The sequence below is a fragment of the Saccharopolyspora oryzae genome, from assembly GCF_027853915.1.
In the GTDB taxonomy this organism is placed as follows: Bacteria; Actinomycetota; Actinomycetes; order Mycobacteriales; family Pseudonocardiaceae; genus Saccharopolyspora; species Saccharopolyspora oryzae.
The window spans coordinates 61,226-74,953 of the sequence record NZ_JAQGLA010000029.1 but is presented as its reverse complement, the minus strand read 5'-3'; the positions used below and the strand labels follow the sequence as shown (position 1 = coordinate 74,953).

General features: G+C 70.4%; 14 protein-coding genes. 5 read left to right on the top strand and 9 right to left on the bottom strand.

Annotated features, from left to right (window positions below; translation table 11 throughout):
* Positions 1 to 190: 190 nt before the first annotated feature.
* The 7 genes from OU415_RS19010 to OU415_RS18980 are packed head-to-tail and all read right to left on the bottom strand — an operon-like array spanning position 191 to position 6,584.
* The gene (locus tag OU415_RS19010; RefSeq protein WP_270950218.1) at positions 191 to 601 is read right to left on the bottom strand and encodes a metal-sulfur cluster assembly factor; all 411 of its coding nucleotides are present in this window, start codon (positions 599 to 601) and stop codon (positions 191 to 193) included.
* A complete protein-coding gene (gene sufU, locus OU415_RS19005) occupies positions 598 to 1,056 on the bottom strand; it encodes a Fe-S cluster assembly sulfur transfer protein SufU (RefSeq protein WP_270950217.1) in 459 nt (152 codons plus the stop codon). Before sufU ends, OU415_RS19010 begins: the two co-directional genes overlap by 4 nt.
* A gap of 23 nt (positions 1,057 to 1,079) precedes the next feature.
* Positions 1,080 to 2,378, bottom strand: a complete 1,299-nt coding sequence (locus OU415_RS19000) for a cysteine desulfurase (RefSeq protein ID WP_270950216.1) — start codon at positions 2,376 to 2,378, stop codon at positions 1,080 to 1,082.
* Positions 2,375 to 3,148: a Fe-S cluster assembly ATPase SufC gene (gene sufC / locus OU415_RS18995; protein ID WP_270950215.1), complete on the bottom strand. Its 774-nt coding sequence runs from the start codon at positions 3,146 to 3,148 to the stop codon at positions 2,375 to 2,377. Before sufC ends, OU415_RS19000 begins: the two co-directional genes overlap by 4 nt.
* Positions 3,149 to 3,188: 40 nt before the next feature.
* Positions 3,189 to 4,376: a Fe-S cluster assembly protein SufD gene (sufD, locus tag OU415_RS18990; protein ID WP_270950214.1), complete on the bottom strand. Its 1,188-nt coding sequence runs from the start codon at positions 4,374 to 4,376 to the stop codon at positions 3,189 to 3,191.
* A 1-nt stretch (position 4,377) separates the two neighbouring features.
* Positions 4,378 to 5,784: a Fe-S cluster assembly protein SufB gene (gene sufB / locus OU415_RS18985; RefSeq protein ID WP_408641870.1), complete on the bottom strand. Its 1,407-nt coding sequence runs from the start codon at positions 5,782 to 5,784 to the stop codon at positions 4,378 to 4,380.
* Positions 5,785 to 5,828: 44 nt separating this feature from the next.
* Positions 5,829 to 6,584, bottom strand: a complete 756-nt coding sequence (locus OU415_RS18980; RefSeq protein ID WP_270950212.1) for a helix-turn-helix transcriptional regulator — start codon at positions 6,582 to 6,584, stop codon at positions 5,829 to 5,831.
* 85 nt (positions 6,585 to 6,669) lie between these two features.
* Between OU415_RS18980 and mptB the strand changes: the two genes are divergently transcribed.
* From mptB to OU415_RS18955, 5 genes are read left to right on the top strand one after another with little or no spacing between them, the layout of a single operon-like run.
* Positions 6,670 to 8,226: a polyprenol phosphomannose-dependent alpha 1,6 mannosyltransferase MptB gene (gene mptB, locus OU415_RS18975; RefSeq protein WP_270950211.1), complete on the top strand. Its 1,557-nt coding sequence runs from the start codon at positions 6,670 to 6,672 to the stop codon at positions 8,224 to 8,226.
* A gap of 11 nt (positions 8,227 to 8,237) precedes the next feature.
* Positions 8,238 to 9,173, top strand: a complete 936-nt coding sequence (locus OU415_RS18970) for an ABC transporter ATP-binding protein (RefSeq protein ID WP_270950210.1) — start codon at positions 8,238 to 8,240, stop codon at positions 9,171 to 9,173.
* Positions 9,170 to 9,979, top strand: coding sequence for an ABC transporter permease (locus OU415_RS18965; RefSeq protein ID WP_270950209.1), 810 nt, complete (start codon positions 9,170 to 9,172; stop codon positions 9,977 to 9,979). The genes OU415_RS18970 and OU415_RS18965 overlap by 4 nt, the downstream gene beginning before the upstream one ends.
* 39 nt (positions 9,980 to 10,018) lie before the next feature.
* Positions 10,019 to 10,873: an SCO6745 family protein gene (locus tag OU415_RS18960; RefSeq protein WP_270950208.1), complete on the top strand. Its 855-nt coding sequence runs from the start codon at positions 10,019 to 10,021 to the stop codon at positions 10,871 to 10,873.
* Positions 10,874 to 10,916: 43 nt separating this feature from the next.
* Positions 10,917 to 11,870: a COX15/CtaA family protein gene (locus OU415_RS18955; protein WP_270950207.1), complete on the top strand. Its 954-nt coding sequence runs from the start codon at positions 10,917 to 10,919 to the stop codon at positions 11,868 to 11,870.
* A gap of 2 nt (positions 11,871 to 11,872) precedes the next feature.
* Here OU415_RS18955 and OU415_RS18950 read toward each other — a convergent pair whose 3' ends face one another.
* Both OU415_RS18950 and OU415_RS18945 read right to left on the bottom strand, forming a co-directional pair.
* Positions 11,873 to 12,505 carry a response regulator gene (locus tag OU415_RS18950; protein ID WP_270950206.1) on the bottom strand — a complete coding sequence of 211 codons (633 nt, stop codon included), beginning with the start codon at positions 12,503 to 12,505 and terminating at the stop codon, positions 11,873 to 11,875.
* Positions 12,498 to 13,724: a sensor histidine kinase gene (locus OU415_RS18945; protein WP_270950205.1), complete on the bottom strand. Its 1,227-nt coding sequence runs from the start codon at positions 13,722 to 13,724 to the stop codon at positions 12,498 to 12,500. The genes OU415_RS18950 and OU415_RS18945 overlap by 8 nt, the downstream gene beginning before the upstream one ends.
* Positions 13,725 to 13,728: the final 4 nt, after the last annotated feature.

Here is a 13,728-nt window from a genome sequence, read left to right as displayed (position 1 = left end):
CCGCCCCCCCAACCCCCACAATCCGCCAAATCACGGGGATGACCCCACCGACGACCGAACGGACACACGTCCCGAGCACCTTGAAAACTCAACAGCGGACAAAGGAAAAGGGGCACCGGGCAACAAAGCCCAGCACCCCTCGTCCAAAAGCACGGAGATCCGGAGATCCACCGACCAGGAAGGTCACAGGTCACACGGTGAACCCGAGAGCCCGCAACTGCTCCCGACCTTCCTCGGTGATCTTCTCCGGCCCCCACGGCGGCATCCAAACCCAGTTGATCCGGAAGTCAGAGACCAAACCCCCACCAGGCCCACCGGTGAGGGCAGCCCGGGCCTGGTCCTCGATGACATCGGTCAACGGGCAAGCCGCCGAGGTCAACGTCATGTCGACGGTAGCGGAGTTGTCCTGCTCGACCCGGATGTCGTAGACCAGGCCGAGGTCCACGACGTTGATGCCCAGCTCAGGGTCGACGACGTCGCGCATCGCCTCTTCCACGTCCTCCAGCGAGGCGAGCTCGGCGGAGGGAGCGGACTGCTCCGGCAGCGCCTCAGCGCTGCGCACCACGTCGGTTTCCTGCTGCACCGGGGCTTGCTCGCTCATGAAGCCTCCTCGACAACTACGCGGGACACCGCGTCCTTGAAAGCCATCCAACCCAGCAGCGCGCACTTCACGCGCATCGGGTACTTCGCCACGCCCGCGAACGCGATTCCGTCCTCGAGCACGTCCTCGTCCGGTTCCACCTTGCCGCGGCCGTGCATCAGCTCGCTGAAGGCCGCCTCGGTGGCCATCGCCTCCTTCAGCGGCCTGCCGACCACCAAGTCGGTCAGCACCGACACCGAGGCCTGGCTGATCGAACAGCCCTGCCCCGCGTAGGACACGTCCTCCACGGTCGCGTCCTCGTCGGAACCGATCAACCGCACCCGGAGGGTGACTTCGTCGCCGCAGGTCGGATTCACCTGGAACGACTCGGCGTCGAAGGGTTCCCGCAACCCGCGGTGGTGCGGATTGCGGTAGTGGTCCAGGATGATCTCCTGGTACATCTGCTCCAGCTGCATGAAGAATTCCCCGGCAGGTCCGGTCAAGCCACCCCGAAGAAGCGCTGCGCCTCGCGCACCGCATCCACCAACGCCTTGACCTCGTCCAGTTCGTTGTACAAGTAGAACGACGCCCGCACGCTAGCCGGAATTCCCAACCTGCGGTGCAGCGGCCAGGCGCAGTGGTGTCCGACCCGGACCTCCACCCCTCGGTCGTCCAGCACCTGACCGGCGTCGTGCGGGTGCACGCCGTCGATCACGAACGCCACCGTGCCACCACGGCTCTCAGTGCTGGTAGGACCGACGATGCGCACCCCGTCGATCGCCGACAACTCGCGCAGCGCCAGCTCGGTGAGCTGCCGCTCGTGCGCCTCGACGCGATCCATGCCGATCGCGTTCAGGTAGTCCACCGCCGCCCCCAGGCCGATGGCCTGGGACGTCATCGGCACACCGGCCTCGAACCGCTGCGGCGGCGCGGCGAACGTGGAGCGCTCCATGTGCACCAGTTCGATCATCGAACCGCCGGTGATGAACGGCGGCATCCCCGCCAGCAGCTCGCGGCGGCCGTAAAGCACGCCGATACCGGACGGGCCGAGCATCTTGTGCCCGGAGAACACCGCGAAGTCCACGCCGAGCGCCTTGAAGTCCACCACCTTGTGCGGCACCGACTGGCAGGCGTCGAGCACGACCAGCGCACCGACCTGGTGGGCCCGCTCGACGATCTGCTCCGTCGGGTTCACCGTGCCCAGCACGTTGGACTGGTGGGTGAAGGCCACCAGCTTGGTCCGCTCGGTGATCACACCGTCCACGTCGGACAGGTCGAGCCGGCCCTCGTCGGTGATCCCGAACCAGCGCAGCGTGGCACCGGTGCGCTCGCACAGCTGCTGCCACGGCACCAGGTTCGCGTGGTGCTCCATCTCGGTCACCACGATCTCGTCGCCAGGCCCGAGGCGGAAGCGCTCGGCCTCCGCCCCGGACGTGGCGGCGTTGCTCATGGCGTAGGCGACGAGGTTGATGCCCTCGGTGGCGTTCTTGGCGAACACCACCTCATCGGCATCGACCCCGACCAGACCAGCAATCCGTTCTCGGGCGCTTTCGTACGCGTCCGTGGCCTCCTCGGCGAGTTGGTGCGCACCGCGGTGCACCGCCGCGTTGGAGTGCTCCAGGAAGGAGCGCTCCGCGTCGAGCACCTGGCGCGGCCGTTGCGAGGTCGCCCCGGAGTCCAGGTAAACCAGACGCCGCCCGTCGCGGATGGTGCGTCCCAAGATCGGGAAGTCCGCGCGGATCGCCGCCACGTCCAACGGCGTGCTCGCACCCTCGGTGCGAGGAGGCTGAACGGTCATGACTGGGCTGCCGCCTCCTTCTTGCCGGTGAAGCGCACGTAGCCGTTGGCCTCCAGCTCGTCGGCCAGCTCGGCACCGCCGGACTCCACGACCTTGCCGTCGGCGAAGACGTGCACGTAGTCCGGGGTGATGTGCTTCAGGATCCGGGTGTAGTGCGTGATCAGCAGAACGCCCTTGCCGCCCTTGCCGGTGTAGCGGTTGACGCCCTCGGACACCACGCGCAGCGCGTCGACGTCCAGGCCGGAGTCGGTCTCGTCCAGGATCGCGAACTTCGGGTCCAGCAGGTCCAGCTGCAGGATCTCGTGCCGCTTCTTCTCACCACCGGAGAAGCCCTCGTTGACGCTGCGCTCGGCGAACGACGGGTCGATGTCCAGGTCCGACATGGCCTGCTTGACTTCCTTGACCCACTTGCGGATCTGCGGCGCCTCGCCGCGGACCGCGGTCGCCGCGGTGCGCAGGAAGTTCGACATCGACACGCCCGGCACCTCGACCGGGTACTGCATGGCGAGGAACAGACCCGCGCGGGCCCGCTCGTCCACGCTCATCTCCAGCACGTCCTCGCCGTCCAGCAGCACCGAACCGGAGTCGATCTGGTACTTCGGGTGACCGGCGATGGCGTAGGCCAGCGTCGACTTGCCGGAACCGTTCGGGCCCATGATCGCGTGGATCTCGCCCGAGCGGACGGTCAGGTTGACGCCGTTGAGGATCGGCTTGGCGCCTTCCTCGGTGAGGACCGAGCCGTGCAGGTCCTTGATCTCCAGGGTGGCCATCTCTTCTTCGTTCTCCTGGTGTGTTCGAAAAGCTTGCGGGTCAGGCGCCGACGACGGCGAGTTCGGCCTCGATGGCCGCTTCCAGCCGCTCCCGGACCTCGGGCACGGTGATCTTCTGCAGCAGCTCGCCGAAGAAGCCGCGCACCACCAGGCGCCGGGCCTGGTCCTGCGGGATGCCCCGGGCCTGCAGGTAGAACAGCTGCTCGTCGTCGAAGCGGCCGGTGGCGCTGGCGTGGCCGGCGCCTTCGATCTCGCCGGTCTCGATCTCCAGGTTCGGCACCGAGTCGGCCCGCGCGCCCTCGGTCAGCACCAGGTTGCGGTTGAGCTCGTAGGTGTCGGTGCCCTCGGCCTCGGCCCGGATCAGCACGTCGCCGATCCACACCGAGTGCGCCGAGTCGCCCTGCAGCGCGCCCTTGTAGAGCACGTTGCTGCGGCAGTTGGGCACCGAGTGGTCGATCAGCATCCGGTGCTCCAGGTGCTGGCCTGCGTCGGCGAAGTACAGGCCGAGCAGCTCGGCGTCGCCGCCCTTGTCGCCGTAGTTGACGGTGGTGTTGACCCGCACCAGGTCACCGCCGAGGGTGACGGCCAGGTGCCGGAACACCGAGTCGCGGCCGAGCTTGGCGTGCTCGGAGCTGACCTGGGTGGCGTCGTCGGCCCAGTCGTGCACCGACACGATGCGCAGCTGCGCACCGTCGCCGACGACGAACTCGACGTTGTCGCCGAGCGTGCCGGACCCGCGGTAGTCGATGACGACCACGGCTTCGGCGAACTGCTCGGCCCGGACCTGCAGGTGCCCGAACGCGACCTGGCCCTCGCCCGGCCCGTCGACCGTGATGGTGATCGGGCCTTCGGGCTTGGTGTCCTTGGCGACCGTGACGACGGTGGCCTCGGTGAACGAGCTCCAGGCCTGCGCGGCGATCCGGTCGGCGGGGATGCCGCCCTCACCGATGCGCACGTCGTCGCGGGCCACGGTCTCCACGGCAGCGCCGTCGCCGGTGACCTCGACCTTGATGTTTCCGGTGGCTGTCGCGCTGCCGTCGTGCAGGCCCTTGACCCGCTTCAGCGGGGTGAAGCGCCAGTCCTCCTCTCGACCGCCGGGGACCTCGAAGGCCTCGACGTCGTAGGAGGTGAAGCGGGAGCCGCGCGACGACTGCGGAACACCGGTTCCGCCGCCGTGCGAGTGCTCTCCGAGGCCGTGCTGGGCGTCGGTCTTGGTGGTGCTCGTCATCTCAGCCGACGGCCCCTTCCATCTGCAGCTCGATCAGTCGGTTCAGTTCCAGTGCGTATTCCATCGGCAGCTCGCGGGCGATCGGCTCGACGAAACCGCGCACGATCACCGCCATCGCCTCGTCCTCGGTCAGACCGCGCTGCATCAGGTAGAACAGCTGGTCATCGCTGACCTTGGACACCGTGGCCTCGTGGCCCATGGACACGTCGTCGGTGCGGACGTCCACGTACGGGTAGGTGTCGGACCGGCTGATGGTGTCGACCAGCAGCGCATCGCACTTGACGTTCGACGAGGAGTGGTGGGCGCGCTTGGCGACCTTCACCAGACCCCGGTAGGAGGCGCGGCCACCACCGCGGGCGATCGACTTGGACACGATCGTCGAGGAGGTGTGCGGAGCCAGGTGCTCCATCTTGGCGCCCGCGTCCTGGTGCTGGCCCTCACCGGCGAACGCCACCGAGAGCACCTCGCCCTTGGCGTGCTCGCCCATCAGGAACACCGACGGGTACTTCATGGTCACCTTGGAGCCGAGGTTGCCGTCGACCCACTCCATGGTGGCGCCCTCTTCGGCCTTCGCGCGCTTGGTGACCAGGTTGTAGACGTTGGTCGACCAGTTCTGGATCGTCGTGTAGCGGCAGCGGCCGCCCTTCTTGACGACGATCTCCACGACGGCGGAGTGCAGCGAGTCGCTGGAGTAGATCGGCGCGGTGCAGCCCTCGACGTAGTGCACGTAGGCGCCCTCGTCGACGACGATCAGGGTCCGCTCGAACTGGCCCATGTTCTCGGTGTTGATCCGGAAGTAGGCCTGCAGCGGGATGTCCACGTGCACGCCCGGCGGCACGTAGATGAACGAACCGCCCGACCACACCGCGGTGTTCAGCGCGGAGAACTTGTTGTCACCGGCCGGGATGACCGAGCCGAAGTACTCCTTGAACAGCTCCGGGTGTTCCTTCAGACCGGTGTCGGTGTCCAGGAAGATGACGCCCTGGGCCTCGAGGTCCTCGCGGATCTTGTGGTAGACGACCTCCGACTCGTACTGGGCGGCCACACCCGCGACGAGGCGCTGCTTCTCCGCCTCCGGGATGCCCAGCTTGTCGTAGGTGTTCTTGATGTCCTCGGGCAGGTCTTCCCAGGTCTGGGCCTGCTGCTCGGTGGAGCGGACGAAGTACTTGATGTTGTCGAAGTCGATGCCGGACAGGTCGGCACCCCAGTTGGGCATCGGCTTGCGGTCGAACAGCCGCAGCGCCTTGAGCCGGGCCTCCAGCATCCACTCGGGCTCGTCCTTCTTCGACGAGATGTCGCGGACGACGTCCTCGTTGAGGCCACGGCGGGCGCTAGCACCCGCGACGTCCGGGTCGGCCCAGCCGTACTCGTAGCTGCCGACGCTGGCCAGGATCTCGTCCTGGCTCATCTGCTGGTCAGCCGTGGTGGGTGTGCGCTGCTCCGCAGCGGCAGTCATACGGACTCCCCTCCATCAGGAATCGGGGCGGTGTTCGGGTCGGGATCCGCGAACCGCGTGGTCGGCACGTGCGTGGTGCAGACCGAATCGCCGTTCGCGATGGTTGCCAACCGCTGCACGTGGGTGCCGAGTACTTCGGCGAAAGCCGCTGTCTCGGCCTCGCACAGCTGCGGGAAGTCCGCAGCGACGTGCGCCACCGGGCAGTGGTGTTGGCAGAGCTGCTCGCCGCTCGCGACGCTTCGCGTCGAGGCAGCGTAGCCCTCCCTGGTGAGCGCGTCGGCAAGGGCCTCCGCGCGATCAGCCGGGTCGTCGGCGGCGGCCAGCGCCTCGCGGTGGTTGGCCACCAGGGCGGCCATCCGTCGCTCGGCGAACTCGCGCACCGCCTGCTCACCATCGTGTTCGGCGATGAACCGCAGCGCCGCCACCGCCAAGTCGTCGTAGGCGTGCCCGAACCGCGCCCGTCCCACTTCGGTGAGCAGGAAGAGCTTGGCGGGTCGGCCACGACCGCGACGGCTCCGCGGGGAGGCTTCCCGGGTGTAGGCCTCGCCTTCGGCGACCAGCACGTCGAGGTGCCGGCGCACCGCGGTGGGGCTCAGCCCGAGTTCTTCGGCCACCGCCGCAGCGGTGATCGGTCCTCGTTCCAGCAGCAACCGCGCAACCGTGTGCCGGGTGCGCCCGTCGCCGTGCGCACCGGGCTGGGCGGCGTGGCCCTGCTCGGCCGCCGCAGCGGTGGACGTCCCGACGTTTTTCACAACACGAATGTTACCTATTTCGACTCAGCACACCAGGATGCGGGGCGCGCCCGTGAGCTGACTCACGCGATTACGCTTCGTCGTCGTGGCGGCAGGTGAAGCGACGAGCAGACGACCAGCGACCGAAGAAGCAGCGGAACCGCTGGACAGGGGCGAGCGGCGACAGCTCGACGTGGTCCGCCGCTTCGGCACCACCGGCTCGCTGGTGCTGGCCATCGGTTCGATCGGCGCCGGGGCGGCCCCGGTGGACAACCCGTTGTCGGGTGCGCGGCTGATCGGCCTGCCGGTCCGGATGCCGACGGTGGCGATGGCCGCCTGCTGGCTGGGCATCCTGATGATCGTGATCGCCTGGCTGTGGCTGGGCCGGCTGTGCTGGCCTGGTCGCGGCCGGATGCTGTCGGTCACCCAGCTGGCCCGCACGCTGGCGATGTGGGCGCTGCCGCTGGCCCTGGCCCCGCCGCTGTTCAGCACCGACATGTACAGCTACCTGGCGCAGAGCGAGGTCGCCGCGCGCGGTTTCAACCCGTACGTGCTGGGGTCGGCCGCCGCGCTGGGCGTGGACCACCCGTTCACCGCGAACGTGCCCAACATCTGGCGCGACACCCCGTCCCCGTACGGGCCGCTGTTCCTGATGTTCGGCCAGGTCATCTCCCGCATCGTCGGCGACAACGTGGTGTTCGGGGTGCTGGTGTGGCGCGCGGTGATGCTGTGCGGCCTGGCGCTGGCGATCTGGGCGATCCCGCGGCTGGCGCGGCGCTGCGGCGTGCACCCGGCCGCCGCGCTGTGGCTCGGCGCGGCCAACCCGATCGTGCTGTTCCACGTGGTCAGCGGCATGCACAACGAGGCGCTGATGGTCGGCATCATGCTGGCCGCGATCGAGCTGGGCCTGCGGTACCAGACGCTGCCGGGGATGGTCGCCGCCGGCGTGCTGCTGAGCGTGGCGGGGGCGATCAAACCGCCGGGCTGGATCGCGCTCGGCTTCTTCGGCATCTACCTGGCGCTGCGCCGCGGCGGCCGGTTCCGCGACCTCGTGCAGGTGGCGGCGGTGCTCACCGCGGTGTTCCTGGCGACCATGACGGTGATCACGGTCAGCAGCGGCTGGGGCTTGGGCTGGATCGACACCTTCGACGTACCCAACCGGGTCAAGACGTTCATGGCGCCGCTGACCGCGTTCGGCATGACCGGCGGCGGGCTGAGCACCCTGCTGGGCCTGGGCAACCAGACCGACGCGATGCTGGTCATCACCAAGATCATCGGCTACCTGGTGGTCGCGGTGGTGTGCCTGCGGATGCTGTGGCTGTCCTTCCGCGGCCGCATCGAGCCGCTGGCCGGGCTGGGCATCACGTACCTGACGCTGGCGCTGGCGGTGCCGGTGCTGTGGCCCTGGTACCTGCTGTGGTCGGTGGTGCCGCTGGCGCTGGCCACCAACAACAACCGGTTCCGGGTCACCGCCGCGGTGATCTGCGCCCTGGTGTCGCTGTTCGTGCCGCCGACCGGCGCCGGGTTCCCGCTGCGCGCCTACCAGATCCCGCTGGCCGTGATCGCCGCGCTGATCGCGTTCGCGATCACGCTGTGGCTGGTGCGGGGCAAGGTGCCGGGGCTGCTGCCGACCCGCGGCGGTGTTCGGCCGGTCACGCAATAGGCTTGGACTTCGTGAGCAACGCCGATGGTCCGGCCGTCCAGCTGCGCGGGCTGAAGAAGCGCTTCGGCGACACCGTCGCCGTGGCTGGCCTCGATCTGTGCCTGCCGCGCGGCAGCGTCCTGGCGCTGCTCGGGCCGAACGGCGCGGGCAAGACGACGACCGTGGAGATCTGCGAGGGCTTCCAGCGCCCCGACTCCGGCGAGGTCCGCGTGCTGGGCCTCGACCCGCACACCCAGTCCGAGGCGCTGCGGCCCCGGATCGGCGTGATGCCGCAGGGCGGCGGCGCCTACCCCGGTGTGCGGGCCGACGAGATGCTGGACCTGGTCGCGGCCTGCGCCGCCGATCCGCTGGATCCGGCCTGGCTGCTGGACGTGCTCGGGCTGTCCAACGCGCGCCGCACGCCCTACAAGCGGCTCTCCGGTGGCCAGCAGCAGCGGCTCTCGCTGGCGTGCGCGCTGGTCGGGCGTCCGGAGCTGGTGTTCCTCGACGAGCCCACCGCGGGCCTGGATCCGCAGGCGCGGCGGCTGGTGTGGGACCTGGTCGGCGCGCTGCGCCGCGACGGGGTGAGCGTGCTGCTCACGACGCACCTGATGGACGAGGCCGAGGCGCTGGCCGACCGGGTGGTGATCGTGGACCACGGTCGCGCGGTCGCCGACGGCACCGCCGCGGAGCTGACCGAGCCCGAGGACGGCAAGCAGGAGCTGCGGTTCCGCTCCCAGACCGGGCTGGACCTGAACCTGCTGCTGGCCGCGCTGCCGGAGGACTGCCAGGCCAGCGAGCTGCGGCCGGGCGACTACGTGGTGCGCGGCCAGGTCGACCCGCAGGTGGTGTCCACGGTGACCGCCTGGTGCGCGCAGCACGGGGTGCTGGCGCAGGAGCTGCGGGTGAGCCGCCGCAGCCTGGAGGACGTCTTCCTGGAGCTGACCGGACGGGAGCTGCGATCGTGAACGCCGAGGCCAACGCCGCGCCGCAGCTCGGCGCCCAGTTCCCGGCCGGGACCTTCGCCCCGGCACCGGGCCGGGGCCGCCCGCTGCGGATGCTGCTGGCGCAGACCAAGATCGAGGCGTTGCTGATCCTCCGGCACGGCGAGCAGGCGCTGCTGACGCTGATCATCCCGCTGGCGCTGCTGATCGGCCTGAGCACCTTGCACATCGGCGACCTGCCGGAGCCGCGGGTCAACTCGGTGATGCCGCGGATCCTGGCGCTGGCGGTGATGTCCACCGCGTTCACCGGGCAGGCCATCGCGCTGGGCTTCGACCGCCGCTACGGCGTGCTCAAGCGGCTGTCGGCGACCGCGCTGCCGCGCTGGACCTTGATCTCCGGCCGGGTGCTCGCAACGCTGCTGGTGGTGGCGTTGCAGGCGGTCGTGCTCGGCGTTGCCGCGGTCCTGCTGGGCTGGTCGCCGGCGATCGCCGGTCTGCTGCCCGCCGTCCCGCTGCTGGTGCTGGGCACGCTCGCCTTCGGCGCGGCCGGGGTGCTGGTCGGCGGCGCGTTGCGGGCCGAGATCGTGCTGGCGCTGGCCAACGCGATCTGGTTCGTCCTGCTGCTGGCCGGTGGCCTCGCGCTGCCCGCCGCTGACCTGCCCGGGCCGCTGGGCGCGCTGGCCGGGTTCCTGCCGTCCGGGGCGCTTTCCGAAGCGCTGGACGCCGTGCTGGTCGACGGCTCGCTGCCGGGCGTGCAGCCGGTCGTGGTGCTCCTGGCCTGGGGCGCGGTGTGCGGTGCGGCCGCGGTGCGCACAACTCGGCTGACCTGAGGGGCGGACTTTCCCGCGCCGCGGTTCTAGGGTGAGGCCATGACGAAGATCGCCCGCCAGGCCAAGAACGCCCTCGAGGTCATCCACTCGATGATCTACTTCGCACCGGAGGCCGCCGACGGTTTCGCCGCGCTCGGCCTGGAGCGGGGCCGGATGTCGTACTACGCGGGCCGCGCTGCCGCGATGGGTCCGGTCGGGCCCGGTCCCGTGGCGGCGACGTTCTACAACTTCAACCCCGAGTCGGTGGCCGCGTCCATCCCCCGCGCCTGGTCGATCGCGTCCCCCAGCGCGGTGCTCGACGCCCGCCTCCGCGCCGCCGACGCGGCACTGCGCCGGATGCTCGGCGACGTCAGCTCCGCGGCGATCGCCGAAGCCGCCGAGCTGGCCCGCGAAGCCAGCCAGGGATGCACCCCGGAGGGCAAGCCGCTCTACGCCGCGCACGCCGACCTGGACTGGCCGGACGAGCCGCACCTCCAGCTCTGGCACGCGGCCACCCTGCTGCGCGAGTTCCGCGGCGACGCGCACATCGCGGCGCTGCAGCGCGCCGAGCTCAGCGGCGTGCAGGCGCTGGTGCTGCACAGCTCGACCGGCGAGGGCTTCAAGCCGTCGGCGGCGCGGGAGCTGCGAGAGTGGAGCGAGTCGCAGTGGGCCCAGGCCGAGCAGGAGCTGCGCGAGCGCGGCCTGATCAGCGGTGAGGGCAAGACCAGCGAGATCAGCGAGGCGGGCAACGCGCTGCGCGAGGAGATCGAGGCCGAGACCGACGCGATGTCGATGGCCCCGTGGCGCGCGCTGGGCGAGGCCAAGACCGAAGCGCTGATCGACAACGGCCGCCAGGTGAGCCGCACGCTGCTGAAGGCCGGTGCGGCGCCGCGCGACCTGTTCGGCCGCGACTGATACCTGCGAACGGGTGGTTCCGGGCCGCCGATACCATCGGTTCGTGCCGCTTCCTTCTTCGATCTCCCGCCCGACCCCGCGCGTCGTGCGAGGCCTGGCCCTCGCCGTGCTGGTGACGCAGGCGTTGATCTCGGTGACCGGCGTGATCGTCCGCGTGACCGGGTCCGGGCTCGGCTGCCCGACCTGGCCGCAGTGCTTCCCGGGCAGCATGGTGCCCATCGAGCACCCCGAGGTGGCGGCGCTGCACCAGGCGATCGAGTTCGGCAACCGGCTGCTGACCGGCGTCATCGGCTTCATCGCGCTGGCCTGCTTCCTGGCCGCGCTGCGCTGCCTGCCGCGGCGCAAGCGGCTGGTGCGGCTGGCGCTGATCATGCCGCTGGGCGTGGTCGCGCAGGCCATCATCGGCGGCATCACGGTCCGGGTGAACCTGGCCTGGTGGAGCGTGTCGGTGCACTTCATGGCCTCGGCGGTGCTGATCTGGCTGGCCACGATCCTCTACAAGGCCACCAAGGAAGGCGACCGCGAGCCGGTGGGCGTGGTGCCGACCCCGATGCGCAGGCTGCTGGTCGCGCTGGTCGCGGTGACCGCGGCGGTACTGGTCGCAGGCACGCTGGTGACCGCTGCCGGCCCGCACGCCGGTGACCCGGACACCCCGCGGCTCGACGTTCCGGTGCAGACCCTGGTCCAGGTGCACGGCACGCTGGTGATGGCCTACGTGCTGCTGCTCGCGGTGTTCGGCGTGTGGCTGCGCAGCGCCCGCCCGACCAAGGCGCTGCTGAAGGCCTACGTCTCGGCTTGCGCGATGGTGCTGGTCCAGGGCGCGATCGGCTCGGCCCAGTACTACCTCGGCGTCCCGGAGGGGATGGTCGTGCTGCACATGGTGGCGGCCACGCTGGTGATCATCATCACCGCGCTGCTGTGGGGCGAGTCCCGCTACCGCGGCGCGCTGCCCGAGCCGGCCACCGAGTCCCAGGACGCCGAGCCCGCCGCGGTCTGAGCTCAGCCGAGGATGCCGCGGTCGTAGCCAGCGGCGACGGCAGCGGCCCGGTCGTTGACGCCCAGCTTGCCGTACAGGTGGGTGAGGTGGGTCTTGACCGTGGCCTCGCTGACGAACAGCTCGGCGGCGATCTCCCGGTTCGACCGCCCCCTGGCCACCAGGCGCAGCACTTCGCGCTCCCGGGCACTCAGCGGCTGCTCCCCCGGTGACCGGACCCGCGACACCAGCCGCGACGCCACCGCCGGTGAGAGGACAGTGCGGCCCGCTGCGGCCGCCCGCACCCCGGCGAACAGCTCGTCGCGCATCGCGTCCTTGAGCAGGTAGCCGGTGGCACCGGCCTCGATCGCCGCGAGCGCGTCGGAGTCGGTGTCGTAGGTGGTGAGCACCAGGACCTTGCAGCGCTGGCCGCGGCGGACCAGCTCGGTGATCGCCGCGACGCCGTCACCACCGGGCATCCGCAGGTCCATCAGCACCACGTCGGGGTCCAGCGCGACCGCCATCGCCACCGCCGACGGCCCGTCGCCCGCCTCGCCGAGGACTTCGATGTCGGACGCCGAGTCGAACATCCCGCGCAGCCCGTCGCGCACGACGGGGTGGTCGTCGACGATCAGCAGCGTGATGGCGCGCTCAGACATGGCGCACCAGCGGCACTCGCGCGGAGACGGCCGTCCCGAGCCCGGGCTCGGACTCGACCTCGAAGGCACCCGCGACCCGCTCGACGCGAGCGCGCATGCCGCCCAACCCGAAACCGCTCGTCGAACTGCTGGTGACCCGGCCCGGGTCGAAACCCCGACCGTCGTCGCGCACGTCCACGCTCACCTCGTCGTCCATGTAGGACAAAGTCACTCCCACCCTCCTCGCCTGCGCGTGCCGCCCGGCGTTGGCCAGGGATTCCTGCGCGATGCGCAGCAGGGTCGCTTCGATCTCCCCGTGCAACGGCTCGACCTCCCCCGTCACCGCGAACTCCGCCCGCACGCCCGATCCCGCTTCCCACTCCTCGACGACCTTGCGCAGCGCCACCGGCAGCGCGTCGTGCTCCAGCGCGCTCGGCCCCAGGTCCTGCACCGACCGGCGTGCCTCGCCGAGCCCGTGGCGGGCCAGGTCCGCGGCCCGCTCGACGTGCCTGCGCCCTTCGGCCGGGTCTTCGCTGTCCACCGCCGCCTGCAGCTGGGTGACGATTCCGGCCAGGCTCTGCGCGATCGTGTCGTGGATCTCGGCGGCCAGCCGTCGCCGCTCGTCGCTGATCCCGGCTTCCCGCGCCTGCTCCAGCAGCTGCGCCTGCAGGCCCGCGTTCTCCTCGTGCGCCTGCTTCAAGCGGGCGTTGGCCTGCTCCAGCTCGGCGATGGTGGCCGCTTTCGCCCGGGCGTTCTCCTCCTTCTCCGCGTCCAGCCGCACGAACAGGAGCAACAACCCGGTGTTGAGCACGAACAGCCCGCCGAAGGCGGTCCACTGCATCAGGCTGCTCGGCGGCAGCCCGCCGGACTGCGATCCGGCCATGGTGAGCGCGTTGACCAGCAGCCCGGCCTTGATCGCGCGCGGGCGCAGCCAAGCCCCGGAGTCGAAGTAGCCGAGGATCGCGTAGATCGCGAAGAACGGGTTGAGGTAGGTGAGCACGAAGGCCAGCACCGTGCGAACGGCGTAGTAGGCCTGGCTGGCCGCACCGGGCGTGGACACGACTCGCCGGATCTTCGCCCAGCACAGCTGCAGCACGAGCGCCACCAGGGCCAGTGCGACGAGGAGCTCCGGCCGACCGTTGCGCATCACCTGCACCTCGGTGAGCAGGGAGATCAGCGTCGCGAGACCCAGCAGCACGTACGGTCCCCAGCTGACGTACCACTCCTGCCGCTCAGGCACTGCT